This window comes from Nocardioides marinisabuli, from assembly GCF_013466785.1.
In the GTDB taxonomy this organism is placed as follows: domain Bacteria; phylum Actinomycetota; class Actinomycetes; order Propionibacteriales; family Nocardioidaceae; genus Nocardioides; species Nocardioides marinisabuli.
On the sequence record NZ_CP059163.1, the window covers coordinates 1,548,538 to 1,574,617 of the forward strand.

Genomic DNA, 26,080 nt, shown 5'->3' on the forward strand with positions numbered 1-26,080 from the left:
GGCGGGGCAGCCACCCACCGCCGAGCCCCCGCGAAGGAGCGCAGTGCCCCACTCGATCCGGCCCGGTGACCTGCTCGCCGGCCGGTACCGGCTCGTCGACCTGCTCAGCGAGAGCGGGAGCGGGCGGTTCTGGCGCGCCCACGACCGCATCCTGGAGCGCCACGTGGCGCTGCACGTCATCTCCGCCGAGGACCCGCGCGCCGAGGGTCTCCTCCGCGCCGCCCGCCGCTCCGCCACCGTGCTCGACCCGCACATCCTGCGGGTGCTCGACGCCGAGGAGGTCGACGGCCTCTGCTACGTCGTCAACGAGTGGGGCACCGGCACCTCGCTCGACATCATGCTCGGTGCCGGCGGCGTGCTCTCGCCGCGCCGGGCGGCCTGGCTGGTCGCCGAGGTCGGCGCCGCCGCCACCGTCGCCCACGCGGCCGGGGTCGCCCACGGCCGGCTCAACCCCGAGAACGTGCTGGTCGACCTGCACGGCTCGATCCGGGTCATCGGGTGGTGCGTCGACGCCGCGCTGCACGGCCGGCCCGAGAGCCGGGTCGAGGACGACGTCGACGACCTGGCCGGGCTGCTGTACGCCGCGCTGACCGGCCGCTGGGCCGGCGCCTCCGACTCCGCCGTCGTCTCGGCACCCCGCGAGCACGGCCGGGTACTGCGGCCCCGGCAGGTGCGGGCCGGGATCCCCCGCCAGCTCGACGTGCTCTGCGACGAGGTCCTCGACCTGTCGGGGCGGGGCCGCGGGCTGCGGGCCCCCGAGTCGGCGCGCGGCCTGACCGCGGCCCTCGAGGACTTCGTCGGGGACCCCACGGGCATCCCCGAGTCGCTGGTCGAGCGGCTGGTCTCGCGCGGCAGCGGCCCGGTGCGCTTCAGCGCGGTGCCCGAGCTGGGGCTGCGCCCTGCCGACGAGCCCGAGGTCGAGCCGACCCGGGTCGTGCGGGCCGAGGACCTGCCCCGCGACGAGCCGACCGTGGTCGTCCCCACGCCCGAGCCCACCCCGTCCGACGAGCCGGCCGCCTCCGACGTACCGGCCCCGTCCGACGTATCGGCACAGCCCGACGAGCCCACCGTCGTCACCGAGCTGCCGAGCGGCGACCCGGACACGAACACCGACACCGCGGACACGGACACCGAGGCGGAGCCGGTGGAGGCCCCCGACGCCGCGGGGCCGACGACCCAGGCCGACGGCCGGCAGGCCGCCTCGTCGGTCGACCTGCCGACCGAGGCGGGCCTGCCCTCCTTCGACGAGCAGGAGGACCGCAGCCGCCGCCAGGTGCCCGGCCCCCCGCCACCCCCGCTGGAGGAGCCGACCCCGCGTCCGCTCTTCGCCCCGGAGCCGCCCGAGGGCACCCCGGTCCGCCGGGCCCGGCCCGGCGCCGCCTCCACCCCGACCGGCGCCGGCGACTACTGGCCCTGGGACACCGGCACCGGGCACGGCACCGGCCACGGCACCGGCGTGGGCGCGCTGGGCTCGATGACCCACACGGGCAGCGGGCTGCTCGACACCGGCGTGCCCGCCGACGACGACCAGGTCCCCGGGCGCAGCACCTTCCGCCTCGCGGCCCTGCTGCTGGCCGGTGTGCTGCTGGTGGTCGCCGTGGCGGTCGCCTTCAACCTCGGGCGCGGCCGCACCCCGCTGGGCAGCGTCCCCGACGACGAGGCCTCCCCCACCGCGGGGACCTCGGCCACCGCCTCGGCCACGCCCGAGCCGCTGACCGGGCTCAGCGTCACCGACCTCGACCCCCAGGCGGACCCGCCGGAGGAGAACCCCGAGCTCACCCCGCTGACCGTCGACGGCGACCCCGCCACCAGCTGGCGCACCTCCACCTACCGCCAGGACCTCGGCCCCGCCGGGCTCAAGACCGGCGTCGGCCTCGTCGTCGACCTCGGCGACCCGGCCGAGGTGCGCGGCGTCGAGCTCGACCTGCTGGGCGAGGGGTCGCAGGTCCAGCTCTTCGTCACCGACGAGGCGCCCAGCGGCGTGGCCGACCTCGAGCCCGTCGCCGACGTGAGCGCCGGCACCCAGGAGCGCATCGAGCTCGACCAGGCCGTGGCCGGTCGCTACGTGACCGTGTGGTTCACCTCCCTGCCCGACGTGGGCGACGGATTCCGCGCCGAGGTCTCCGAGATCCGGGTGCTCGGGTGAGCACCCGATGAGGGGGCACCGCCAGGACGAGCGGCCGCTGGCCGAGCTCGACGACCGGGCCCTGCTGGCCGCCCACGTGGCGGGTCGCGAGGGTGCCTTCGGCGAGCTCTTCGCCCGCCACCGCGACCGGCTCTGGGCGGTCGCGCTGCGCACCTCCGGCCACCCCGAGGACGCCGCCGACGGCCTGCAGGACGCCATGGTCGCCGCCTACCGCCGCGCCGGGTCGTTCCGCGGGGACGCCGCCGTGACCACCTGGTTGCACCGCATCGTCGTCAACGCCTGCCTCGACCGGCTGCGGGCCGCGCGCGTACGCCGTACCGACCGGCTGCCCGACGACCTGGAGGAGTACGGCGACCGGGGCGACGCCCGCACCGCCGCCCCCGAGACCGAGGACCCCGCCGAGCACTCGGTGCGCGCGGAGCGGCGCCGGGCCGTGGTCGACGCCCTGGGCACCCTGGGCGCCGACCAGCGCGCCGCCATCGTCCTCGTCGACATGGAGGGCTACCCGGTCGCCGAGGCGGCCCGCATCCTCGACGTCGCCGTAGGGACCGTGAAGTCGCGCTGCTCGCGCGGCCGGGCCCGCCTCGCCGCCCACCTCGCCGACCTGCTGGTCGACGACGACCGGGCCCCGGGCCAGGCCCACCACCCCGCCGCAGGGAACCCCGACGCGGGCCCGCACGTCCGACCTGACGACCCGCGCGGACCACCCGCTCCGCGCTCCTGACCCTGGGCCCGACCCCGAGCCCGCCCCGAGCCTGACCGCACCGGCTGGCAGACCCCGGCCACCGGCAGCAGCTGGCCACCGGGGAGGATGACCCGTCAGCACCCACCCGCACCAGCCACCCGAGGAGGCGAGATGTCCGGGCACCCGACGCCCTCCCCCGAGGAGGAGGCCCGGCTGCGGCGCCTCCTGGCCGACGCCCGGCACGAGGCTCCCGTGCCCGGCGACGTGGCCACCCGCCTCGACGAGGTGCTCGCCCGGCTCGAGGCCGGCGAGGACGTGCCCAGCGGGGTCAGCGGCACCGGGGTCCTCGAGCTGGCCGCCGCGCGCCGCCGGCGCGCCGCCTCGATGCTCGTCGCCGCCGCGGCCGTGATCGCCGTCGGGATCGGCCTGGGCCAGGTCGTCGACCTGTCCGGTGCAGGCTCCAGCGGTGACTCCAGCAGCGCCGGCGAGAGCGTGGCCGACGAGCTCGGCGCGCGCAGCACCGCCCCCGACCGCGGGGAGACCAGCGACGAGCCGGGCTACGACGCCGGGGCCGAGAGCGGTCCCGCGGCCGGGTCCACCCTGACCCGCGACCAGCCCAGCCGCGGTGTCGTGGTGGTCGACCGGCGCTTGGCCCGCGTCGACGACGACTCCTTCGGCGACGACGCGGCCGTGGTGCAGCGTCGCGCCATCCGGGTCGGCGGCGGCCCCTCGGCCAGGGTGGCCCGCCTGCGCGCCGCCCCCCGTCCCGTCGCGCGACGCTGGCAGGACTGCGCGCCGGCCGAGTGGGGCGCGGGCCTGCCCGTGGCCGTCCTGTACGACGGCGAGCCGGCCGTGCTGGCCTTCCGCGAGCCCGCGGGCGACAGCCAGGTCGTCGACCTGCTGCAGTGCGGCACCGGTGGGGTGCTGCGCAGCACCACCCTCCCCCGTCGATGACCCGCCGCTGACGCGCCGCTGAGACCTGCCTCACCCGCTCCGGCACCTCCGGGAATGCCGCTCGCCTAGGATCGGTTGGACCCGACGGACCGGGAACCGGTCCACCCCCAGACCGAGGAGCAGCTGGACGCATGTCCGAGAACGACATCCGCAACGTGATCATCATCGGCTCGGGTCCCGCCGGGTACACAGCGGCGGTCTACGCCGCCCGTGCCAACCTGCACCCGCTGGTGTTCGAGGGCTCCGTCACCGCTGGTGGCGCCCTGATGAACACCACCGAGGTGGAGAACTTCCCCGGCTTCCGCGACGGCATCATGGGCCCGGCCCTGATGGACGAGATGCGCGGCCAGGCCGAGCGCTTCGGCGCCGAGCTGGTGGCCGACGACGTCGTCGAGGTCGAGCTGGCAGGCGAGGTGAAGACGGTGCGCACCGCCACCGACACCCACCGCGCCCGCGCCGTCATCCTGGCGACCGGGTCGGGCTACCGCGAGCTGGGCCTGCCCCGCGAGAAGGAGCTGTCGGGCCGCGGCGTCTCCTGGTGCGCGACCTGCGACGGGTTCTTCTTCCGCGACCAGCACATCGCGGTCGTCGGCGGTGGCGACTCGGCCGTCGAGGAGGCCACCTTCCTGACCCGCTTCGGCTCGAAGGTCTCCCTGATCGTGCGCCGCGACGAGCTGCGCGCCTCCAAGATCATGCAGGAGCGCGCCTTCGCCGACCCCAAGCTCGAGATCCTGTGGAACACCAAGGTCGCCGAGATCAACGGTGCCGACAAGCTCGAGTCGCTGACGCTGGAGGACACCACCACCGGCGAGCAGCGCCCCCTCGACGCCACGGGCCTGTTCATCGCGATCGGCCACGACCCGCGCTCCGAGCTGCTCGTGGGCCAGATCGACCTCGACGACGAGGGCTACGTCGTCGCCGAGCACCCGACCACCGGCACCAACCAGCCCGGCGTGTTCGCCTGCGGCGACCTGGTCGACCACCAGTACCGCCAGGCGATCACCGCGGCCGGCACCGGCTGCGCGGCCGCGCTCGACGCCGAGCGCTACCTCGCCGAGCTCGAGCACGTCGCGGCCACGCCCGCCGAGGCCCAGGCCCGCGCCGACGCCGAGGCCGTCGGGGCCTGAGCCCCACCGGCGCGGGTCGCGGAACATCGCGGCCCCGCCGGGTGTTCCTCCACCGCAGCACCCACCACCTCCCCGCACCCCAGATCCCGAAAGGTCCCACCATGGGCAACATCTCCGCCGTGACCGACGCCGAGTTCGACCAGACGGTCCTGATGGCCGACAAGCCGGTCCTCGTGGACTTCTGGGCGGAGTGGTGCGGCCCGTGCCGCCAGGTCGCCCCGATCCTCGACGAGCTCGCCGGCGCGCACGGCGAGAAGATGACGTTCCTGAAGATGAACGTCGACGAGAACCCCGTGACCCCCTCGTCGTACCGGGTCACCGGCATCCCGACGATCAACGTCTACCAGGGCGGCCAGGTCGTCAAGACCATCGTCGGCGCCCGTCCGAAGGCCGCGCTGCTCAAGGAGCTCGCGGACTTCATCTGAGCCGCCGCGCCCAGCAGACCGCTCGGCGAGCCCCCGTCACCTCACGGTGCCGGGGGCTCGCTGCGTTCGGCGGCCGGTACGCCGGCCGGGCGCACCACGCCGCGCAGCCGCTCGATCGCGGCCTCCACCTCGTCGCGCCAGCTGAGCGCGGAGCGCAGGTCCATGCGCATCCGGGGCGTGCGGGGGTGCGGACGCTGGGTGCCGAAGCCCACGCCCCCGAGGAAGCCCACCGGCAGGGTGCAGCGCGCCACCTGGGTGGCGCCTGCGGGCTCCGCGCCCCCGGACGGGGCCACGGGGCCCCCGACGTGCCCGAAGGCCTCCACGGCGCGGATCCCGCCGCGCCCGAGCAGGTCGCGGGCCATCGCCTGCACCAGCACCCGGCCCAGCCCGCCCCGGGCGTGCTCCGGGGCGACGTACCCGCTCACCAGCAGCACGGCATCGGGCGAGACCGGCGAGGTCGGGAAGGCGTCGGCCCCGGGCACCAGGACCGGTGGCGCGTAGACCAGGTGGCCGACCGGCCGGGAGTCCACGAGCACGACCCGCCCGCAGGAGCCCCACTCGCGCAGCACCCGGGAGACCCAGGCCGCCCGCTCGTCGGCCGCCTCCTGCGGCGTGCAGGGCCGGGAGCGGCGTACGGGGTCGAGCTGCCAGGCCGCGCACGTGCGGCACGGCGCGTCGAGCTCCTCGAGCAGGTCCAGCGTCAGCCGGACGACCCTGCGCGCCACCCACCTCACCTGCCTCGCCGACGACTGTGAGCCGATCGACCCGACCAGCACGCGATCCCCGCGTGCACACGAGCCCGGCATCCCTCATGCTAGACCTGTCATGGATTCCTCACCCGCGCGCTCGCAGACCCGACTCGACTCGTTCGTCGACCGCTACGCGGCGCGCACGGCCGGCATGACCGCCTCGGAGATCCGGGCCCTCTTCGCCGTGGCCTCGCGGCCGGAGGTCGTCTCGCTGGCCGGCGGGATGCCCAACATCTCCGGGCTCCCGCTCGACGTCGTCGGCGGCGCCATCGGGGACCTCGTGGAGCACCAGGGCACCGTGGCGATGCAGTACGGCTCGGGCCAGGGCGTCCCCGAGCTGCGCGAGCAGATCACCGACGTGATGCGCCTCGAGGGCATCGAGGCCCACCCCGACGACGTCGTGGTCACCGTCGGCTCCCAGCAGGCCGTCGACCTGGTCACCCGGGTCTTCTGCGACCCCGGCGACGTCGTGATCTGCGAGGCGCCGTCGTACGTCGGCGCGCTGGGCGTCTTCCGCGCCTACCAGGCCGAGGTCGTGCACGCCGAGATGGACGCCCACGGTCTCGTGCCGGAGGCGCTGCGCCAGGCGATCGCCTCGGTGAAGGCCGCCGGCAAGACGATCAAGTTCCTCTACACGATCCCGAACTTCCACAACCCGGCCGGCGTGACGATGTCGGCTCAGCGGCGCACCGAGGTGCTGGAGATCTGCCGCGAGGAGGGCGTGCTGATCCTCGAGGACAACCCCTACGGGCTGCTGGGCTTCGAGCGCGAGCCGCTGCGGGCGCTGCGCGCCGACGAGGCCGACACGGTGATCTACCTGGGCTCGTTCTCCAAGACCTTCGCCCCCGGCTTCCGGGTCGGCTGGGCGCTGGCGCCGCACCCGGTGCGCGAGAAGCTGGTGCTGGCCCAGGAGTCGGCGACGCTCTGCCCGCCGCAGTTCTCCCAGATGGCCGTCTCGGCGTACCTGGCCAAGCACGACTGGGTCGGCCAGATCAAGCAGTTCCGCGAGATGTACCGCGAGCGGCGCGACGCGATGGTCTCCGCGCTCGACGACATGATGCCGGCCGGGTGCACGTGGAACGTGCCCGAAGGCGGTTTCTACGTGTGGCTGTCCCTGCCCCCCGGCATCGACGCCAAGGCGATGCTGCCGCGTGCGGTCACCGCGCGGGTGGCCTACGTGCCGGGCACCGCCTTCTACGCCGACGGCTTCGGCTCCAGCGCCATGCGCCTGTCGTTCTGCTACCCCACCCCGGAGCGGATCCGCGAGGGCGTGCGCCGCCTCGCCGGGGTCCTGGAGGCCGAGATGGAGCTGCGCGCCACCTTCGGCGCGACCACGCCAGAGCGCGGTCTGCCCAGCGGCTACGACGCCCCGGGCACCGACGTCTCCTGAGCCTCACCCCCCGTCGCGCCGGCGGCGTGGCAGGATCGCTCCTGTGCTGGACCTGACCTATCCCCCGATCATCGTCGCTGCCAAGACCGGATTCCGGCTCCTGGGCCAGCGCATCACCATGACGGGCACCGAGCACGTGCCCCGCGAGGGCGGCGTCCTGCTGGCCTGCAACCACGTGGGGTACGTCGACTTCGTCTACGGCGGCCTGGCCGCCAACCCCTCGGGGCGCCTGGTGCGCTTCATGGCCAAGCGCGAGATCTTCGACCACCCGCTGGGTGGGCCGTTGATGCGCTCGCTGCACCACATCGAGGTCGACCGCGGCGAGGGACTGGCCTCCTTCCGCACCGCGGTGGACTTCCTGCAGCGCGGCGAGGCGGTCGGGATCTTCCCCGAGGCGACCATCTCGCGCTCGATGGACCTCAAGGAGTTCAAGACGGGCGCGGTGCGGATCGCCGCCGAGGCCGGGGTGCCGGTGGTCCCGGTGATCCTGTGGGGCACCCAGCGGATGATGACCAAGGACCACCCGCGCGACTTCTCGCGCGGCAAGACCATCTCGCTGAGAGTCGGCGAGCCCCTGCACCCCGACGGAAGCGACCCGGTCGCCGAGACCGCGCTGCTGCGCGAGCGGATGACGACGATGCTCGACGCCGCGGTCGCGGCGTACCCCGCCGACGAGCAGCCCCCCGGCTCCTGGTGGGTCCCCGCCCGCCTGGGCGGCTCGGCCCCCACCCCCGAGGAGGCCGCCCGCCTCGACGCCGAGGAGAAGCGGGCCCGCGCCGCCAAGCGCGCGGCGAAGCGCGCCTCCAGCTGAGGCCGGGCCGGGAGTTTCATCGGGCACCCGATGGAACTGGCGGGGCCACCATGAAGCTTCGTGGTGGTGGCAAGAGATTCATCGGGTGCCCGATGAAACTCTCGGCAGGCGATATGTCGACAAATAGACTTGTCGCTACATCGATGTAGCGATCTGGCGACTCAGATCGGGCGGTCCTTGCGGTTGCGAGGGTCGATGACGTCGATGATCCGCTGCAGGTCCTCCAGCGCGGCGAACTCGACGGTGATCTTGCCCTTGCTGCGGCCCATGTCGACCTTCACCCGCGTCTCCAGCCGGTCGGAGAGCCGCTCTGCGATGTCCTCGAGCCCCGGAGCGGTGGGCTTGGAGCGCCGGGTGCGCGGCCCCGGCCGGTCGTGGTCTCCCACGGCGACGATCTCCTCCAGGCCGCGCACGCTGATGCCCTCGGAGACCACGCGCTGGGCCAGCCGGTCCTGCAGCTCCGCGTCATCGACGGCCAGGAGGCTGCGGGCGTGGCCGGCGGAGAGCACACCCGCCGCCACACGGCGCTGCACGGCGGGGCTCAGCCGGAGAAGGCGCAGCGTGTTGGAGATCTGCGGGCGCGAGCGGCCGATGCGCTGGGCCAGCTCGTCGTGGGTGCACCCGAAGTCCTCGAGCAGCTGGGCGTACGCCGACGCCTCCTCCAGCGGGTTCAGCTCCGAGCGGTGCAGGTTCTCCAGCAGCGCGTCGCGCAGCATGTCGGTGTCATCGGTCTCGCGCACGATGGCCGGGATCGCGGTCAGGCCAGCCTGCTGCGAGGCACGCCAGCGCCGCTCCCCCATCACCAGCTCGTAGCTGTCGGGGGCGGTGCGACGCACGACGACGGGCTGGAGCAGCCCGACCTCCTTGATGGAGTGCACGAGCTCGGCCATCGCGTCCTCGTCGAAGACCTGGCGGGGCTGCACCCGGTTGGGCACGATCTGGCCCACGGGGATCTCGCTGAACCAGGCTCCGTGCACGGGAGCCAGGCCGCGGTCGGCCGCCTCGGCATCGGCCGTGGCCCGCGCCGCGTCACCGGGAGCGGGAGCACCGATCTCAGCCCCGTCGACGCCGGTGGCCCCGGGGGCGTCGCCCGCACCCGGGCCGTCCTGGGACGGGGGAGTCACCGGGGCGGTCGGGATGAGCGAGCCCAGGCCCCGGCCGAGTCCCCGGCGGGTGGCGGGTCGGGGTGCGTTCACGAGCGGACTCCTCGGCTGGTGATCTCGCGCGCGGCCTCCAGGTAGGACAGCGCGCCGGGCGAACCGGGATCGTAGGTCATCACGGTCTGGGCGTAGGACGGCGCCTCGGACACGCGCACCGAGCGGGGGATCGCGGTGCGCAGCACCTGGTCGCCGAAGTGCTCGCGCACCTCCTCGGCGACCCCGGCCGCCAGGCGGGTGCGCCCGTCGTACATGGTGACCAGGATCGTGGACACGGCCAGCGCGGGGTTGAGGTGGGCCCGGACCATGTCGACGGTCTCGAGCAGCTGCCCCAGCCCCTCCAGCGCGTAGTACTCCGCCTGGATCGGGATCATCATCTCCTCCCCGGCCACCAGCGCGTTGAGCGTGAGCAGACCCAGCGAGGGCGGGCAGTCGACGATGACGTAGTCGAACCGGTCCTCGCCCGCGTCGGCGGCGCTGCCGACCGCGGGGTGGCCGTGGATGGCCTTGCGGAGTCGGCCCTCGCGGGCCACGACGCTGACGAGCTCGATCTCCGCGCCGGCCAGGTCGATGGTGGCGGGCACCACCCAGAGGTTCTCGACATCGGGGCACGGGCTGATCACGTCCGCGAGCGGCTCCCCGTCGACCAGCGCGTCGTAGGTGCTGGGCACCCCGCGGTGGTGGTCGATGTTCAGGGCCGTCGAGGCGTTGCCCTGCGGGTCCAGGTCAATCACCAGCACGCGCTGCCCCAGCTGCGCCAGCGCCGCCGCCACGTTCACCGTCGTCGTGGTCTTGCCGACCCCGCCCTTCTGGTTGGCCACGACGAACACTCGGGTCGCGTCGGGTCGAGGGGCGGGCGGCAGCGAGCGTGAGCGAAGCCGCACCGAGAGGCTGTGCTCGGCGGCGCGGGCCAGGGGAGTGGCGTCATCGGCGAAGCCGGAGGGCTGGTCGGCCAGGTCGGCCGCGGTCCGCACCCGGTAGGGCGGCGGTTCGGTTTCACGTGGAACATCGGTCCCGCCGTCGGCTGTTTCACGTGAAACCTCATCGGGGCCGACCATCGGTACTCCTGTGGATAACTTGCTGAAACTGTGGAAAGTCACGCTCAGCACGCGACATGGACCGGTGGATAACTCTGGGGAGGGACCCCGGCATCACCCCGCGACCCGTTGCGGCCGAGCCGCGACCCGTCGGGGTCACGACCGCCCGCGGGGGCGGCCACGGCGACCGCCGCGGCGAGACTTCCGTCCGGGGCGAGCCGCGGGGGACGCCCCGGTGCGCTGTGGGGGCCAGGATACCGACGCCGGGTCCGCCCAGGCCACCCGGAGCACCCACGTGGCCTCGTCGAGGACGCCGTCCCCCAGCCGACCGATCTCGGGATCGGCACAACCCCAGGCCTCGAGCTCGTCCCTGGTCCGGTCGACCTCCTCGGCGACCGAGGAGCCCTTCATCGCCACGAGGGCCCCGCTGGGCGACACCAGCGGCATCGACCAGCCGAGCAAGCGCTCCAGGGGCGCCACGGCGCGCGAGGTCACCACGTCGAACCGTCGCTGCCCGTGCAGCTCCTCGGCGCGTGCGCGCACCACCTCGACCTGGTCACCCAGCCCGAGGTCGGAGACCACCTCCTCGAGGAACGTCGTGCGCCTCAGCAACGGCTCGACGAGGGTCACCCGGACGTCTGGGCGGGCCAGTGCCAGCACCAGCCCGGGCAGCCCGGCACCCGAGCCGATGTCGCAGACCTCCACCTGGGGCGGCACCCACTCCGACAGCACGGCGCTGTTGAGGACGTGCCGGTCCCACAGCCGCGGTACCTCGCGCGGTCCGATCAGCCCCCGCTCGACGCCCGCCCCCGCCAGCAGACCGGCGTACCTCTCGACCAGCTCCAGCCGCCCGGACGGGAACACCCCCCGGGCCACGGCGGGCACGGGGGGTGTTTCACGTGAAACCGGGCCCGGAGGCTGCTGGTCACTCAGGGAGGATCACCACGAAGCGTCGGGGCTCCACGCCCTCGGACTCCGAGACCAGCCCGGCCTCGGCCACCGCGTCGTGGACCACCTTGCGCTCGAAGGGGCTCATCGGCTCGAGGTCGACCCGGCGCCCGGACTCGCGGACCTCCGCGCACTTCTCGGCGGCGAGCGCCTCGAGCTGGGTGCGCTTGTCGGCGCGGAAACCCGAGATGTCCAGCATCAGCCGGGACCGCTCACCGGTCTCGCGGTAGACCGCCAGGCGGGTCAGCTCCTGCAGCGCGTCGAGCACCTCGCCCCGCGCACCGACCAGCTGGGAGAGGTCGGCCCCGACGATCGACACGGCGGCGCGGTCGCCCTCCACGTCCATGTCGAGGTCACCGTCGAGGTCGGCGATGTCGAGGAGCTCCTCGAGGTAGTCGGCCGCGATGTCGCCCTCGTTCTCGAGCCGCTCGAGGCGCGAGGTGTCGCTCTCACCGGCGGCGGGAGTCGACCCGGTTGCCGCGTCGTCGCCCTCCTCGAGGGTCACGTCCTGGGTCACGTCCTGGGTCACGAGGAACCTCCGTTGGTCGAGTCCGGCTTGGAGGAGCCGGACTGCCGGCGCTGCTGCCGGGTCTGCTTCTTGGGCTGCTGGCGCTGCGCGGGGCGGCGCTCGGTCGGGGGAGCCACGGGCTCGTCGACGGTGACGACGTCACCGTGCTTGACGGCCTTGGCCTTGTCGCGCTGCTGCTTGGCCTCGAAGGCCGGCGTGCCAGGAGCGGGGTTGTTGCGGATCACGTAGAACTGCTGGCCCATGGTCCACACGTTGGAGGTGGTCCAGTAGAGCAGCACGCCGATCGGGAAGGCCACACCACCGAGGCCGAAGGCGACGGGCAGCACGTACAGCAGGAGCTTCTGCTGCTGGGCGTAGGGGCCGGAGAGGGCGTCCGCGGGCATGTTCTTGCTCATCAGCTGGCGCTGGGTGAAGAAGGTCGTGGCGGTCATCGCCAGCACCAGGACCAGGGCCAGGAACATCACGCCGGGGTCCCCGCCACCCTCGCGCCAGATGCCGGCCTGCCAGAAGCTGTCGGCGATCGGGATCTGGCCGAAGATCTCCGCCTCACCGAACTGGCGGGCCAGCTCCTCGGTCAGGAAGCCGTGCGCCGTCTGGTTCTTCGCGGCCTGGTCGAGCAGCCGGAAGAGCGTGAAGAAGATCGGCATCTGCAGCAGCAGCGGCAGGCAGGACGCGAACGGGTTGGTGCCCGAGTCCTTGTAGAGCTTCATCGTCTCCTGGGCGAGACGCTCCCGGTCGTGCCCGTACTTCTTCTGCAGCTCCTTGACCTTGGGCTGGATCAGCTGCATGTTGCGGCTGGCCTTGATCTGCTTGACGAACAGCGGGATCAGCAGCGCACGGATCACCACGGTCAGGCCGATGATCGAGAGCACCCAGGACATGCCGCCGGCCGGGTCCAGGCCCAGCTGGTCGAAGAGCTTGTGCCAGAGGATCAGGATGCCGGAGATGGCGTAGTAGAGCGGCGTCGCGATGAAGCCGAAGATGTCGCCGATGATGCCCACCGATCAGGCTCCTTGCTGGGTCGTGTGCGGGGGAGGTGCGGGGCAGGGGGACTCGGTCTCGCCGGGTGGGGCGCTGTCCGACCTCGCTGGCGCCCCCCGTGCCGGCGGGACCGGGTCGTAGCCGCCGGCCGCCCACGGATGGCAGCGCCCGACGCGTCTGGCGGCCAGCCACGTGCCCCTCAGACTGCCATGCACCTGCACGGCCTCGAGCGCGTACGCCGAGCAGGAGGGGTGGTAGCGGCAGACCTGCCCGTAGATCGGGCTCACCAGCAGGCGGTAGGCGCGCAGCAGCGCGACCAGCACGTGCTTCACGGCTGCACCCGCGCCAGGCAGCGGCTCAGGTCGGTGGCCAGACCGGCGTACGACGCGGACGCTGCCTCGGGCAGCGCCCTGACCACGAGCACAGCAGAGCCCGGGAGCGACGGAACGTGCTCCCGGGCCAGGTGGCGCAGTCGGCGCTTCACGCGGTTGCGGACCACGGCGTTGCCCACGGCCTTGCTCACCACGAAGCCGATGCGCACCCCGTCGCCGTCGTCGTCACCGTCGACAGCGAGGAGGTGCACCACCAGCGTGCGGGATCCCGCGCGCCGACCTCCGCGTGAGGCGGCTCGGAAGTCCGAGCCGTCACGCAGACGGTGGGCGGCGGGGAGCAACGGCCGTGGGGGCCGTGGCTCAGACCGAGATGCTCTTGCGGCCCTTGCGGCGCCGGCCGTTGAGGATCGCGCGGCCGGCGCGGGTGCGCATGCGCAGGCGGAACCCGTGCACCTTGTGGCGACGGCGGTTGTTCGGCTGGTACGTACGCTTGCTCACGGCTGATGTTCTCTTTCGCTGGACGTCTGTGCAGTGTCGACCCGGCCTGGTCCGAGGGGGTCTCCCCGGCTGCGGCGCAGGTTGTGCCCGTGCGCGGACGCACGGTCGGTGTCGCCCTTCGGCTGGCACCGCCCACCCACGACGCAGGCCCCGCAGGTACGGGGTTCGGCGTGGACATGCGGCACCAGTCGACATCGAGTGACCGGCCAACGGTACGCGCGGGGTGAGACCAGGGTCAAACCGGCGCACTCTACCTGTGGAGCAGCCCCGCGAACCTGTGGACAACATCTTGCTGGGGCCCGGCACGGGGGGATAGGTTCGACGCTCTCGGGGACCCCCTCGGGGTGCGGTCGGACCTGGGCGAGAGCCCGGGGCGCGTCCGCCGCGCGGGGTCGGAAAAGCGCTTCTGATCTGGGCAGACGTGATTCGGATCCGGCGGCCTCACGGTCGCCGGAGCCACACCCCCAGTACCCCACCCACACCACCCACAGCCTGTGGAAAAGGTTGTGGAACGAGGTGGGACCAGACCGGACGAGGCAGGAGATCCACCGTGGAGGACAGCAGCTCGGAGCTGGGGAACGCGTGGGCCAGCGTGCTCGCGGACCTGCAGCCCAACCAACGGGCCTGGCTGCGCGCCAGCGAGCCCGTCACCCTGCACGGCAACACCGCCATCGTGGCGGTGCCCAACGACTTCACCCGCAACCAGCTCGAGGGCCGGCTGCGCGGGCAGCTCGAGGACGCGCTCACGGTGCGCTTCGGCCGCGAGATCCGGATCGCGGTGACGGTCAACCCGGAGCTGGAGGAGGGCCTCGCCGACGTGCCTCGTCCGGCCACCCCCGCGGAAAGTCACTATGTCGACATGTCGACTCAGGTGGTCCCGGTCCCGGTGGAGGCGCCCATGGCGCACGTCCCGGACGAGCGTCCGGCGCCCGCGCCGGTCCAGGCGCCCAGCGCCCTCGAGACGAGGCTGAACCCGAAGTACACGTTCGAGACCTTCGTGATCGGCTCGTCCAACCGCTTCCCGCACGCCGCGGCCGTGGCGGTGGCCGAGGCCCCGGGCAAGGCGTACAACCCGCTGCTGGTCTACGGCGACTCCGGGCTGGGCAAGACCCACCTGCTGCACGCCATCGGCCACTACGTCCGCTCGCTCTACAACGGCGCCAAGGTGCGCTACGTCTCGAGCGAGGAGTTCACCAACGAGTTCATCAACGCGATCCGCGACGACCGGCAGGACCGGTTCAAGCGGCGCTACCGCGACGTCGACGTGCTGCTCATCGACGACATCCAGTTCCTGGAGGGCAAGACCCAGACCCAGGAGGAGTTCTTCCACACCTTCAACACCCTCCACAACGCCAACAAGCAGATCGTGCTGACCTCCGACCGCCCGCCCAAGCGGCTCGAGGCGCTGGAGGACCGGCTGCGCAACCGCTTCGAGTGGGGCCTGATCACCGACGTGCAGCCCCCGGACCTCGAGACGCGGATCGCGATCCTGCGCAAGAAGGCCGCGATGGACCGCCTCACCGCGCCGCCCGACGTGCTGGAGTTCATCGCCTCCAAGATCCAGACCAACATCCGCGAGCTGGAGGGTGCGCTGATCCGGGTCACGGCCTTCGCGAACCTCAACCGCCAGGAGGTCGACATGACCCTGGCCGAGATCGTGCTCAAGGACCTGATCCCCGAGGGCGGGGAGCCCGAGATCACCGCCGGCCTGATCATCGCCCAGACCGCCGCGTACTTCGGGCTGGCCATCGACGAGCTCACCGGCCCCAGCCGCGGTCGCCACCTGGTGATGGCACGCCAGATCGCGATGTACCTGTGCCGCGAGCTGACCGACCTGTCGCTGCCCAAGATCGGCGCCCAGTTCGGCAACCGCGACCACACGACGGTGATGTACGCCGACCGCAAGATCAACCAGCTGCTCGCCGAGCGGCGCGCGGTCTTCAACCAGGTCAGCGAGCTCACCAACCGCGTCAAGCTGCAGGCCCGCCAGGGCTGAGCCCCGCGGGTCGAGCCGGCGCCCCGCCGCCGGTCGAGCCTGTGGACCAGGTGCCCCCCGACGTGCGAACTACACGGGGAGGATCTGTGGAACCACAGCGGACGGCGGCGCACGGACGAGGTGGCTGCACACGCCGACGCTGCTCGTCCGGATCCTCCTCCACACCCCCTGTGCACAGACATCGAGCGTGCTGACCTGCACGTTCGATGTTCATCCACAGATTCCACCGTTGCTATGACTCCTACGGACCTCCACCTAGGTCACGAGACCGGTCAACTTGTCCCCGATCCCCTTCCTGGGGAAAACGCCCCGGACCTCCCGACGCTCCCGCCCTCGTGGCAGGATCTGTCATCCATCCGCCCCAGACCGCGCCCGCCTCGAAGAAGGACTCCCCACCGTGAAGTTCCGCGTCGAACGTGACGTGCTCGCCGACGCCGTCGCGTGGGCAGCCCGCAGCCTCCCGGTCCGACCCAGCGTGCCCGTGCTCGCCGGCCTGCTGGTCGAGGCGACCGACCAGGGCCTGGTCCTGTCGACCTTCGACTACGAGACCTCGGCGCGGGCCACGCTGCCCGCGGAGGTCTCCGGCGAGGGCCGGGCGCTGGTGAGCGGGCGGCTGCTGGCCGACATCTGCCGCAGCCTGCCGGCCAAGCCGGTCGAGATGGTGATCGACGGGGCCCGGGTCTCGCTGACCTGCGGCTCGGCGCGCTTCAGCCTCCAGACCATGCCGGTCGAGGACTACCCCTCGCTGCCCGAGATGCCCGCCGCGACCGGCACCGTGCAGAGCGACCTGTTCGCCCACGCCGTCGCCCAGGCCGTCACCGCGGCCGGCCGCGACGACATGCTCCCGGTGCTGACCGGTGTGCGCATCGAGATCGACGGCTCGTCGATCTCGCTGCTGGCCACCGACCGCTTCCGGCTCTCCCAGCGCGAGCTCGGCTGGGATCCCCGCACGCCCGACGAGTCGATGGCCGCCCTGGTGCCGGCGAAGGTGCTCGGCGACACCGCCAAGTCGCTGACCGCCGGCAGCGAGGTCACCATCGCCCTGGCCGCCAGCGGGTCGGGCGAGGGCATCATCGGCTTCGAGGGTGCCGCCGGCGGCGGGATCCGGCGTACGACGACCCGGCTCCTGGACGGCGAGTTCCCCAAGGTCCGCAGCCTGTTCCCCAGCGAGCACCTCACCGTCGCCAAGGTCGACAAGGCGGCGCTGATCGAGTCGGTCAAGCGCGTCTCGCTGGTCGCCGAGCGCAACACCGCCGTCCAGCTCGCCTTCAGCGACGGCGTGCTGACCCTCGACGCCGGCTCCGGTGACGAGGCCCAGGCCTCGGAGTCGATCGAGGCCGACGTCGACGGCGAGGACCTGACGACGGGCTTCAACCCTCAGTTCCTGCTCGACGGACTCACCGCGATCGACGAGTCGGTCGTCGAGCTGGCCTTCACCCAGGCCTCCAAGCCGGTGGTCATCAGCGGCTCGCCCGCCGAGGGCGACACCGACCCCGGCTTCCGCTACCTGCTGATGCCGCGCCGCCTGCTCTCCTGACCCGGGCGCGCGGCCCCAGCAGCACAGCCCACCCGCAACCGGCCCCACAGCTAGGAGCGCACCATGGACATCGGACTCGTCGGACTCGGCAAGATGGGCGGCAACATGCGCACCCGTCTGCGCAACGCCGGCCACACCGTCATCGGCTACGACCTCGACCCCGAGAAGCGTGACGCCGACAGCCTCGAGGCGATGGTGGCCGAGCTGCCCTCGCCCAAGGTCGTGTGGGTGATGGTGCCCTCGGGGAAGATCACCCAGGAGACCGTCGACGCGCTCGGCGAGCTGCTCGGCGAGGGCGACCTGGTCATCGACGGCGGCAACTCGCGCTGGACCGACGACCAGGCCCACGCCGCCCAGCTCGGCGAGAAGGGCATCGGCTTCGTCGACTGCGGGGTCTCCGGCGGGGTCTGGGGCCTCGAGAACGGCTACGCGCTGATGTACGGCGGCAGCCCCGAGGACGTCGAGAAGGCCCAGCCGATCTTCGACGCGCTCAAGCCCGAGGGCGACTTCGGTGCCGTGCACGCCGGCAAGGTCGGCGCCGGGCACTTCTCCAAGATGGTCCACAACGGCATCGAGTACGCCGTCATGCAGTCCTACGCCGAGGGCTGGGAGCTGCTGCAGGCCGTCGACGTCGTGGACAACACCACCGAGGTCTTCCGGTCCTGGCGCGAGGGCACCGTGATCCGCTCGTGGCTGCTCGACCTGCTCGTCGGGGCCCTCGACGACGACCCGGGCCTGGCCTCGATCGCCGGGTACGCCGACGACTCGGGCGAGGGCCGCTGGACCGTCGAGGCCGGCATCGAGAACGCCGTCGCCACCCCCGCGATCACGGCCGCGCTCTACGCGCGCTTCGTCTCGCGCCAGGACGACTCGCCGGCGATGAAGGCGGTCGCGGCCATGCGCAACCAGTTCGGCGGCCACGCGGTCAAGGGCGTGGAGAAGACGACCGACGAGCCCGGCCCGGAACCCGACCTGGCATGACGTGCACGTCTCGCACCTGACCCTGCACGACTTCCGCTCCTACGCCACCGCCGAGGTGGCGCTGGAGCCGGGTGCCACGGCGTTCATCGGGCGCAACGGCCAGGGCAAGACCAACCTCGTCGAGGCGATCGACTACCTCTCGCGGCTCTCCTCCCACCGCGTCGCCTCCGACGCACCGCTGGTGCGGGCGGGGGCCGAGCAGGCCGTGGTCCGCGCGGCCGTGGTCCGCGACGGGCGCACGGCCGTGCTCGAGGTCGAGCTGAACCCCGGGCGCAGCAACCGCGCCCGGGTCAACCGGTCGCCGCTGCCCCGGGCCCGCGACATCGTCGGCCTGGTCCGCACGGTCGTCTTCTCGCCCGAGGACCTCGTGCTGGTCAAGGGCGACCCGTCCGACCGCCGCCGCTTCCTCGACGACCTGCTCGTGCTGCGCGCCCCACGCCTGGCCGGGGTCCGCGCCGACTACGACCGGGTGCTGCGCCAGCGCAACTCCCTGCTCAAGACCGCCGGGCAGGCCCGCCGCGGATCCTCCTCGCAGGAGGGGGCGCTGGCCACGCTCTCGGTGTGGGACGACCACCTCACCCGCACCGGCGGCGAGCTGCTGGCCGAGCGGCTGGCGCTGGTCGAGGCGCTGCGTCCCTACCTGGCGCGGGCCTACCAGATGGTGGCGCGCGGGGCCGGCCGCGACGACGCGGCCCTGGAGTACCGGCCCAGCCTCGACATCGGCGAGGCCCGGTCGGCCCCCGACCTGGCTGCCGCGCTGCTGGCCGAGGTGGAGCGGCGCCGCGGCGACGAGCTCGACCGGGGACTGTCGCTGGTCGGCCCGCACCGCGACGACCTGCTGCTGAGCCTGGGCCACGGCGCCGCGAGCGACGAGCAGGACGCTCCGCAGCGGCTCCCGGTGAAGGGCTACGCCTCGCACGGGGAGTCGTGGTCCTTCGCGCTCGCGCTGCGGCTGGCGTCGTACGACCTGCTGCGCGACGACGGCGACGACCCCATCCTGATCCTCGACGACGTCTTCGCCGAGCTCGACACCGAGCGCCGCGAGCAGCTGGCCGACCTCGTGGCCGGTGCCGAGCAGGTGCTCGTGACCGCGGCGGTGGCCGCCGACGTGCCGAAGGCCCTCGCCGGCGTGCGCTACCTCGTCGGTGGCGGCGAGGTGCGCCGTGAGTCCTGAGGACTCGCCCGGGGACGCACCCGGGCAGCAACCCGAGCAGCAACCCGGCGAGCAGGCGGGCCCGGCGGAGGGGGTGGGCGAGGAGGAGCACGTGGACGACGGGCTCGACCTGGCCCGTCGCATCGCGCGCGCCACGGCCGGGGCGGGCGGGACGCCCGCCAGAAGGCGGCGGCCGCGGCGGCCGGGCGGGTCGCCGGGCGACAAAGGATCCGGCGCCCACCCCGACGACCGCGACCCGCAGACCCTCGACTCGACCCTGGGCAGGCTGGTGGCCGACCACGGCTGGGAGCTCGACCTGCGGGTGCACGGGGTCTTCGGCCGGTGGGTCGAGATCGTCGGCGCCGAGCTCGCCGACCACTGCACCCCCGAGTCCTTCGCCGACGGGCGGCTGGTCGTGCGCACCGACTCCACGGCGTGGGCCACCCAGCTGCGGCTGCTGGCCCCCTCCCTGGTGCGCCGCCTCAACGAGGAGCTGGGCCACGGCACCGTGACGGTGATCGAGGTGCTCGGCCCGCACCTGCCGACCTGGCGCAAGGGTCCGCGGTCGGTGCGGGACGGGCGCGGCCCCCGCGACACCTACGGCTGAGCGGACCGGGGCCGGAGGTCGCACAGGCGATCTGGGGCGCTGTGGGTGGTACCCGTACCCGTCGACACCCCCGGCAGGCGCTCCCAGAGGCCTCCACGAGCCCGTGAGCGACTCTTTTTGCGTCCCGACACCGCGTTGCTGGGGACGAGAGCGTGTCCTGCGGGCTCCTGAGCGGTAACATGGCCCCCGGGTCGCCTCTGGCGACCCGACCCATGTCCTGGCTCGCCCCACGAGCCTGCAACGAAGAGGTGGACGTGTCCGACGAGACCCCGACCCCGGACGACCAGCAGGACCCGGCCGCAGCCCCCGCGGCGACAGCACCTCCCCCCGAGACCTCTCGGGCGGTCGTCGAGGACAAGCGTCCCAACGGGGTCGAGTACGACGCCTCGGCGATCCAGGTCCTCGAGGGCCTCGAGGCGGTGCGCAAGCGCCCCGGCATGTACATCGGCTCCACCGGCGAGCGCGGCCTGCACCACCTGATCTGGGAGATCGTCGACAACGCGGTCGACGAGTCGCTGGCCGGCTACTGCGACCGCATCGTGCTGACCCTGCTGGCCGACGGCGGGGTGCGGGTCGAGGACAACGGCCGAGGCATCCCCACCGGCACCGCGCCGGGCCAGGAGCTGCCGGCGCTGACGCTGGCCCTGACCGTCCTGCACGCGGGCGGCAAGTTCGGCGGCGGCGGCTACAAGGTCTCCGGCGGCCTGCACGGCGTCGGCGTCTCGGTGGTCAACGCGCTGTCGACCCACGTCATCGCCGAGGTCAAGAACCGGGGCCACCTGTGGCGCCAGTCCTTCTCCATCGGCGTGCCCGACGCCGACCTCGAGCAGGTCCGCCCGCTGCGCGACGACGAGGGCACCGGCACCACGATCACCTACTACCCCTCGCCCGACATCTTCGAGACCACCACGCACTCGCTGGAGACGATCACCTCGCGGGTGCGCGAGTACGCCTTCCTCAACAAGGGCCTCGAGATCGTCGTGCGCGACGAGCGCCCCGCGGCCGACGCGGTGATGGACGCCGTCGAGGACGAGACGGTCGCCGACGACGTCGACGGCAGCGGTCCCGCGGCGATGCAGCGCGGCGCGGCCGGCGGCAGCGAGCAGGTCTTCCGCTACGACCGGGGCCTCGTCGACTTCGTCGAGCACCTCAACCGCACCAAGACCGTCGCCAACCCCTCGGTGATCTCGTTCGAGGCCGACACCCCCGAGTCGGTCGAGAACCACATGAGCCTCGAGGTGGCGATGCAGTGGAACACCTCGTACGCCGAGTCGGTGCACACCTTCGCCAACACCATCAACACCCACGAGGGCGGCACCCACGAGGAGGGCTTCCGCTCCGCGCTCACCTCGCTGATGAACAACGCCGGCTTCGACTGGGGGTTGATGAAGAAGCAGGAGGACCGGATCACCGGTGACGACATCCGCGAGGGCCTGACCGCGATCATCTCGGTCAAGCTCGGCGAGCCGCAGTTCGAGGGCCAGACCAAGACCAAGCTCGGCAACACCGAGGCCAAGGGCTTCGTGCAGCGCGTGGTCAACGACCAGCTCGGTGCCTGGCTGGAGCAGAACCCCCAGGAGGGGCGCGACATCATCCGCAAGGCCCAGGCCGCGGCGCAGGCCCGGGTCGCGGCGCGCAAGGCGCGCGACCTGGCCCGCTCGCGCAAGGGCCTGCTCGGCGGCGGTGGGCTGCCCGGCAAGCTCTCGGACTGCCAGTCGACCAACCCGGCCGAGTGCGAGGTCTTCATCGTCGAGGGCGACTCGGCCGGTGGCTCGGCCCGCCAGGGCCGCGACCCGCGGATCCAGGCGATCCTCCCGATCCGCGGCAAGATCCTCAACGTCGAGAAGGCACGCATCGACAAGGTGCTCGGCAACGCCGAGGTGCAGTCGATCATCTCCGCCCTGGGCACCGGCATCCAGGAGGAGTTCGACGGCGACAAGCTGCGCTACCACAAGGTCGTGCTGATGGCCGACGCCGACGTCGACGGCCACCACATCAACACGCTGCTGCTCACGCTGCTCTTCCGCTTCATGCGTCCGCTGATCGAGCACGGCCACGTCTACATGGCCCAGCCGCCGCTCTACCGGCTGCGCTGGAACAAGCCGCACGAACACGAGTTCGTCTTCTCCGACGCCGAGCGCGACGCGCTGCTGCGCGAGGGCCAGGCCGCGGGCAAGAAGCTGCCCAAGGAGAACGCGGTGCAGCGCTACAAGGGTCTGGGCGAGATGAACGCCAAGGAGCTGTGGGAGACCACGATGGACCCCGACCACCGGCTGATGCTCCAGGTGACCCTCGACGACGCCGCGCACGCCGACGAGATCTTCTCGATCCTGATGGGCGAGGACGTCGAGCAGCGCCGCTCCTTCATCCAGCGCAACGCCAAGGACGTCCGATTCCTCGATATCTAGGTATCTAACCCAGACCTTAGACAATCGTAGAAGCGACGAGAGAGACACAGACACGTGACTGAGACCCCCACCGACGGCGGCGGCACCGGCGGACGCATCGAGCCGGTCGAGCTGCAGACCTCCATGCAGCGCGCCTACATCGACTACGCGATGGCCGTCATCGTCGGCCGCGCCCTGCCCGACGTGCGCGACGGGCTCAAGCCGGTGCACCGCCGGGTGCTCTACGCGATGTTCGACGGCGGCTACCGCCCCGACCGCGGCTTCTCCAAGTGCAGCCGCGTGGTGGGTGACGTCATGGGTCAGTACCACCCGCACGGCGACACCGCGATCTACGACACCCTGGTGCGCCTGGCGCAGCCGTGGGTGATGCGGGCGCCGCTGGTCAACGGCCAGGGCAACTTCGGCTCGCCCGGCAACGACTCGGCCGCGGCGATGCGGTACACCGAGTGCCGGATGGCCCCGCTCGCGCTCGAGATGGTGCGCGACATCGAGCAGGACACCGTCGACTTCCAGCCCAACTACGACGGCCGCTCCTCCGAGCCGGTCGTGCTGCCCTCGCGCTTCCCCAACCTGCTGGTCAACGGATCCGCGGGCATCGCGGTCGGCATGGCCACCAACATCCCCCCGCACAACCTGCGCGAGGTCGCCTCCGGCGCCCGCTGGGCCCTGGAGCACCCCGACGCGACCAAGGAGGAGCTGCTCGACGCGCTCCTCGAACGGGTCAAGGGCCCCGACTTCCCCAACGGCGCCACGATCGTGGGCCGCGAGGGCATCGAGCAGGCCTACCGCACCGGTCGCGGCTCGATCACCCAGCGCGCGGTCATCGAGGTCGACGAGGACAGCAAGGGCCGCACCTGCCTGGTCATCACCGAGCTGCCCTACATGGTCAACCCCGACAACCTGGCCCTCAAGATCGCCGAGCTCGCCGACTCGGGCAAGGTGCAGGGCATCTCCGACGTGCGCGACGACACCTCCGACCGCACCGGCCAGCGGCTGGTCGTGGTGCTGCGCCGCGACGCGGTCGCGCGGGTGGTGCTCAACAACCTGCTCAAGCACACCGAGCTGCAGACCAACTTCAGCGCCAACATGCTCGCCCTGGTCGACGGGGTGCCGCGCACGCTGTCGATCGACGCCTTCATCTCCAACTGGGTCGCCCACCAGGTCGACGTCATCCAGCGCCGCACCCGCTTCCGCCTGGCCGAGGCCGAGCGCAACGCCCACATCTACCGCGGCCTGGTCAAGGCGCTCGACGCCCTCGACGAGGTCATCGCGCTGATCCGCCGCTCCCCCGACGCCGACGAGGCCCGCACCGGCCTGATCGAGCTGCTCGACATCGACGACGTGCAGGCCGAGGCCATCCTGGCGATGCAGCTGCGGCGCCTCGCGGCGCTGGAGCGCCAGAAGATCATGGACCGCCTGGCCGAGCTCGAGCTGATCATCGCCGACCTCGAGGACATCCTGGCCAACGAGACCCGGCAGCGCCAGATCATCTCCGACGAGCTCGAGGAGATCGAGGAGAAGTACGGCGACGACCGCCGCTCCCAGATCATCGCCGCCGACGGCGACCTCTCGATGGAGGACCTGATCCCCGACGAGGAGCTCGTCGTCTCCATCACCCGCGGTGGCTACGCCAAGCGCACCCTGCGCCACCAGTACCGCCTGCAGAAGCGCGGCGGCAAGGGCGTGCGCGGCGCGACGCTGCGCGGCGACGACGTCGTCGAGCACTTCATCGCCACCACCAACCACCACTGGCTGCTCTTCTTCACCACGGCCGGCCGGGTCTACCGCACCAAGGCCTACAACCTGCCCGAGGCCTCGCGCGACGCCAAGGGCGGCCACGTGGCCGGGCTGCTGTCCTTCCAGCCCGACGAGTCGATCGCGCAGGTGCTGGCGATCCGCGACTACGAGCAGGCGCCGTACCTGGTGCTCGGCACCCGCAGCGGCCTGGTCAAGAAGACCCGCCTGGGCGACTACAACTCCCCGCGCCAGGCCGGCGTCATCGCGATCAACTTCCGCGAGGACGACGACGAGCTGATCGGCGCCGAGCTGGTCGGCCCCGACGACGACATCCTGCTGGTCTCGCGCAAGGGCCAGGCGGTGCGCTTCCGCGCCGACGACGCCCAGCTGCGCCCGATGGGCCGCGCCACCTCGGGCGTCTCGGGCATGAAGTTCCGCGAGGGCGACTCGCTGCTGTCGATGTCGGTGATCCGGGCCTCCCAGGTCGCCGCCGAGGTCGCCGCCGGGCTCAGCGAGACCAACGAGGACACCCCCGACGTCGACCCGGCCTCGGCCGGGCTCGTCGAGCCGGTGGAGCCCACGGAGGTCAAGGCGCAGTACGTCTTCACCATCACCGACGGCGGCTACGCCAAGCGCACCCGCATCAACGACTACCGCCTCACCAACCGCGGCGGGCTCGGGGTCAAGGCGATGGGCCTGGCCAACGAGGACCGCGGCGGCCTGGTCGGCGCGTTCATCGTCGAGGAGGGCGACGAGGTCCTCTCGATCACCGCCTCCGGCCAGGTCGTGCGCAGCCCCGTCAACGCGGAGTTCAGGCCCACCGGCCGTTCGGCGATGGGCGTGAAGTTCGTGACGCCCAAGAAGAACGACTCCGTGGCCGTCGTGGCCCGCTCGGTCGAGGCCAAGGTGGACGCCGAGGACGGTCTCGACGAGGGTGTCGAGGACGGGTCCGTCGAGGGCACCGCGCAGCTCGAGAACGAGGCCGGCTCGGCCTCGGGTGCAACAATCGGTGCCGACGACGCGTCCGAGACGGTGGAGCAGAGCCGCGAGGGCGGGCCTGCCGACGACACCGAGGGTGAGAGCTGATGACCGAGCGTTCGACCGAGCCCCGCTCGACCTCCGGGTCGAGGCCCGCCGCGAAGCCCGGCTCCAAGCCGCCGGCGAAGCCGGCCGGCAGACCGGCGGGCAAGCCGGCCGGCTCCCCGGCCGGCGCCCAGTCCGGCAAGCCGGCGGGAGCGGGCGGCTCGTCCGACGACACCGCGGTGCGCCCGCCCCTCACCGAGCGCCTCCAGGGCCGCGTCACCCGCGCGGCCGAGGAGCACAAGGCCAACCGCGAGGCGAAGAAGCAGGCCGCGAGCGCGGGGTCGACGGCGCCGGCACCGACGTCCGGCAAGGGTCCCTCGCGCGGGCCTCGCCGGGCCCGGCTGCGCCTCACGCGCATCGACCCGTGGTCGGTGATGAAGACGGCGTTCCTGCTCTCGGTGGCCTTCGGCATCGTCACGGTCGTCTCCGTGCTGATGGTCTGGACGGTCCTCGACGGGGCGGGGGTGTGGGAGTCGATCAACCGCACCGTCACCGACGTGGTGGGCCAGGAGAGCGCGTCCGACTTCGACGTCGAGAACTACATCGGCACCTCGCGCGTCATCGGTTTCACGATGCTGATCGCGGCCGTCGACGTGGTGCTGCTGACCGCGATCGCGACCCTCGGGGCGTTCCTCTACAACATGGCCGCCGCCCTCCTGGGCGGCATCGAGGTCACGCTGGCCGAGGACAACTGAGGCCCGACGACCTCGGCGGCACCGCGTTTTGTCCACGCGCGAGCGCGTCGGGTAGTCTCCCCTCTCGGTCGTCCGGGTCGCTGACTCGCGCCGACCCCGCCGGTTCGCGCCGGT

Annotated in this window: 24 protein-coding genes; 15 read left to right on the top strand and 9 right to left on the bottom strand. The window is 72.6% G+C overall.

Going from position 1 to position 26,080, the window contains the following annotated elements; genetic code table 11:
* Positions 1–43 precede the first annotated feature (43 nt).
* From H0S66_RS07450 to trxA, 5 genes are all read left to right on the top strand, one after another.
* The gene (locus tag H0S66_RS07450) at positions 44–2,146 is read left to right on the top strand and encodes a protein kinase family protein (RefSeq protein WP_179614827.1); all 2,103 of its coding nucleotides are present in this window, start codon (positions 44–46) and stop codon (positions 2,144–2,146) included.
* A 7-nt stretch (positions 2,147–2,153) separates the two neighbouring features.
* Positions 2,154–2,870 carry an RNA polymerase sigma factor SigM gene (gene sigM, locus H0S66_RS07455; protein ID WP_179614828.1) on the top strand — a complete coding sequence of 239 codons (717 nt, stop codon included), beginning with the start codon at positions 2,154–2,156 and terminating at the stop codon, positions 2,868–2,870.
* A gap of 132 nt (positions 2,871–3,002) precedes the next feature.
* The gene (locus H0S66_RS07460) at positions 3,003–3,785 is read left to right on the top strand and encodes a hypothetical protein (RefSeq protein WP_179614829.1); all 783 of its coding nucleotides are present in this window, start codon (positions 3,003–3,005) and stop codon (positions 3,783–3,785) included.
* Positions 3,786–3,916: 131 nt separating this feature from the next.
* Positions 3,917–4,912 carry a thioredoxin-disulfide reductase gene (gene trxB, locus H0S66_RS07465; RefSeq protein WP_179614830.1) on the top strand — a complete coding sequence of 332 codons (996 nt, stop codon included), beginning with the start codon at positions 3,917–3,919 and terminating at the stop codon, positions 4,910–4,912.
* A gap of 101 nt (positions 4,913–5,013) precedes the next feature.
* Entirely contained in the window at positions 5,014–5,337 is a 324-nt protein-coding gene (gene trxA, locus H0S66_RS07470) for a thioredoxin (RefSeq protein ID WP_179614831.1), read from the top strand.
* A gap of 41 nt (positions 5,338–5,378) precedes the next feature.
* Here the strand turns inward: trxA and H0S66_RS07475 are convergent, their stop codons facing one another.
* Positions 5,379–6,062, bottom strand: coding sequence for a GNAT family N-acetyltransferase (locus H0S66_RS07475; RefSeq protein WP_179614832.1), 684 nt, complete (start codon positions 6,060–6,062; stop codon positions 5,379–5,381).
* A 100-nt stretch (positions 6,063–6,162) separates the two neighbouring features.
* Between H0S66_RS07475 and H0S66_RS07480 the strand changes: the two genes are divergently transcribed.
* Together H0S66_RS07480 and H0S66_RS07485 are read left to right on the top strand one after the other, a co-directional pair.
* A complete protein-coding gene (locus H0S66_RS07480) occupies positions 6,163–7,476 on the top strand; it encodes an aminotransferase-like domain-containing protein (protein ID WP_179614833.1) in 1,314 nt (437 codons plus the stop codon).
* Between the two features lie 43 nt (positions 7,477–7,519).
* Positions 7,520–8,287, top strand: a complete 768-nt coding sequence (locus H0S66_RS07485; protein WP_179614834.1) for a lysophospholipid acyltransferase family protein — start codon at positions 7,520–7,522, stop codon at positions 8,285–8,287.
* A gap of 161 nt (positions 8,288–8,448) precedes the next feature.
* Here H0S66_RS07485 and H0S66_RS07490 read toward each other — a convergent pair whose 3' ends face one another.
* The 8 genes from H0S66_RS07490 to rpmH form a co-directional block, all read right to left on the bottom strand.
* Positions 8,449–9,483 carry a ParB/RepB/Spo0J family partition protein gene (locus H0S66_RS07490; protein WP_179614835.1) on the bottom strand — a complete coding sequence of 345 codons (1,035 nt, stop codon included), beginning with the start codon at positions 9,481–9,483 and terminating at the stop codon, positions 8,449–8,451.
* The gene (locus tag H0S66_RS07495) at positions 9,480–10,418 is read right to left on the bottom strand and encodes a ParA family protein (protein ID WP_179614836.1); all 939 of its coding nucleotides are present in this window, start codon (positions 10,416–10,418) and stop codon (positions 9,480–9,482) included. Before H0S66_RS07495 ends, H0S66_RS07490 begins: the two co-directional genes overlap by 4 nt.
* A 219-nt stretch (positions 10,419–10,637) precedes the next feature.
* A complete protein-coding gene (gene rsmG / locus H0S66_RS07500; protein ID WP_258017151.1) occupies positions 10,638–11,357 on the bottom strand; it encodes a 16S rRNA (guanine(527)-N(7))-methyltransferase RsmG in 720 nt (239 codons plus the stop codon).
* Positions 11,358–11,406: 49 nt separating this feature from the next.
* On the bottom strand, positions 11,407–11,958 hold the full coding sequence (locus tag H0S66_RS07505; protein ID WP_219633634.1) for a Jag family protein: 552 nt from the start codon (positions 11,956–11,958) through the stop codon (positions 11,407–11,409).
* Entirely contained in the window at positions 11,955–12,959 is a 1,005-nt protein-coding gene (gene yidC / locus H0S66_RS07510; protein ID WP_179614837.1) for a membrane protein insertase YidC, read from the bottom strand. The genes H0S66_RS07505 and yidC overlap by 4 nt, the downstream gene beginning before the upstream one ends.
* Before the next feature lie 3 nt (positions 12,960–12,962).
* Complete coding sequence (yidD, locus tag H0S66_RS07515; protein WP_179614838.1) at positions 12,963–13,271, bottom strand: membrane protein insertion efficiency factor YidD; 309 nt, start codon at positions 13,269–13,271, stop codon at positions 12,963–12,965.
* Positions 13,268–13,612, bottom strand: a complete 345-nt coding sequence (gene rnpA, locus H0S66_RS07520) for a ribonuclease P protein component (protein ID WP_179614839.1) — start codon at positions 13,610–13,612, stop codon at positions 13,268–13,270. The genes yidD and rnpA overlap by 4 nt, the downstream gene beginning before the upstream one ends.
* Positions 13,613–13,631: 19 nt before the next feature.
* Positions 13,632–13,769, bottom strand: coding sequence for a 50S ribosomal protein L34 (gene rpmH, locus H0S66_RS07525; protein ID WP_179614840.1), 138 nt, complete (start codon positions 13,767–13,769; stop codon positions 13,632–13,634).
* A 550-nt stretch (positions 13,770–14,319) separates the two neighbouring features.
* On the opposite strand from rpmH, the gene dnaA reads away from it, so the two are divergent.
* From dnaA to H0S66_RS07565, 8 genes are all read left to right on the top strand, one after another.
* The gene (gene dnaA, locus H0S66_RS07530) at positions 14,320–15,765 is read left to right on the top strand and encodes a chromosomal replication initiator protein DnaA (protein ID WP_179614841.1); all 1,446 of its coding nucleotides are present in this window, start codon (positions 14,320–14,322) and stop codon (positions 15,763–15,765) included.
* Positions 15,766–16,162: 397 nt separating this feature from the next.
* The gene (gene dnaN, locus H0S66_RS07535; protein WP_179614842.1) at positions 16,163–17,302 is read left to right on the top strand and encodes a DNA polymerase III subunit beta; all 1,140 of its coding nucleotides are present in this window, start codon (positions 16,163–16,165) and stop codon (positions 17,300–17,302) included.
* A gap of 63 nt (positions 17,303–17,365) precedes the next feature.
* Positions 17,366–18,283 (top strand): phosphogluconate dehydrogenase (NAD(+)-dependent, decarboxylating), encoded by a 918-nt coding sequence (gene gnd / locus H0S66_RS07540; protein WP_179614843.1) that lies wholly within the window; start codon positions 17,366–17,368, stop codon positions 18,281–18,283.
* Position 18,284: 1 nt separating this feature from the next.
* Entirely contained in the window at positions 18,285–19,457 is a 1,173-nt protein-coding gene (recF, locus tag H0S66_RS07545) for a DNA replication/repair protein RecF (protein ID WP_179614844.1), read from the top strand.
* Complete coding sequence (locus H0S66_RS07550; protein ID WP_338037234.1) at positions 19,447–20,043, top strand: DciA family protein; 597 nt, start codon at positions 19,447–19,449, stop codon at positions 20,041–20,043. Before recF ends, H0S66_RS07550 begins: the two co-directional genes overlap by 11 nt.
* Before the next feature lie 254 nt (positions 20,044–20,297).
* On the top strand, positions 20,298–22,451 hold the full coding sequence (gene gyrB / locus H0S66_RS07555; protein WP_338088072.1) for a DNA topoisomerase (ATP-hydrolyzing) subunit B: 2,154 nt from the start codon (positions 20,298–20,300) through the stop codon (positions 22,449–22,451).
* 54 nt (positions 22,452–22,505) lie between these two features.
* Positions 22,506–25,274, top strand: a complete 2,769-nt coding sequence (gene gyrA, locus H0S66_RS07560; RefSeq protein ID WP_179614846.1) for a DNA gyrase subunit A — start codon at positions 22,506–22,508, stop codon at positions 25,272–25,274.
* On the top strand, positions 25,274–25,966 hold the full coding sequence (locus H0S66_RS07565) for a DUF3566 domain-containing protein (RefSeq protein WP_179614847.1): 693 nt from the start codon (positions 25,274–25,276) through the stop codon (positions 25,964–25,966). Before gyrA ends, H0S66_RS07565 begins: the two co-directional genes overlap by 1 nt.
* The last annotated feature ends 114 nt before the right edge of the window (positions 25,967–26,080 follow it).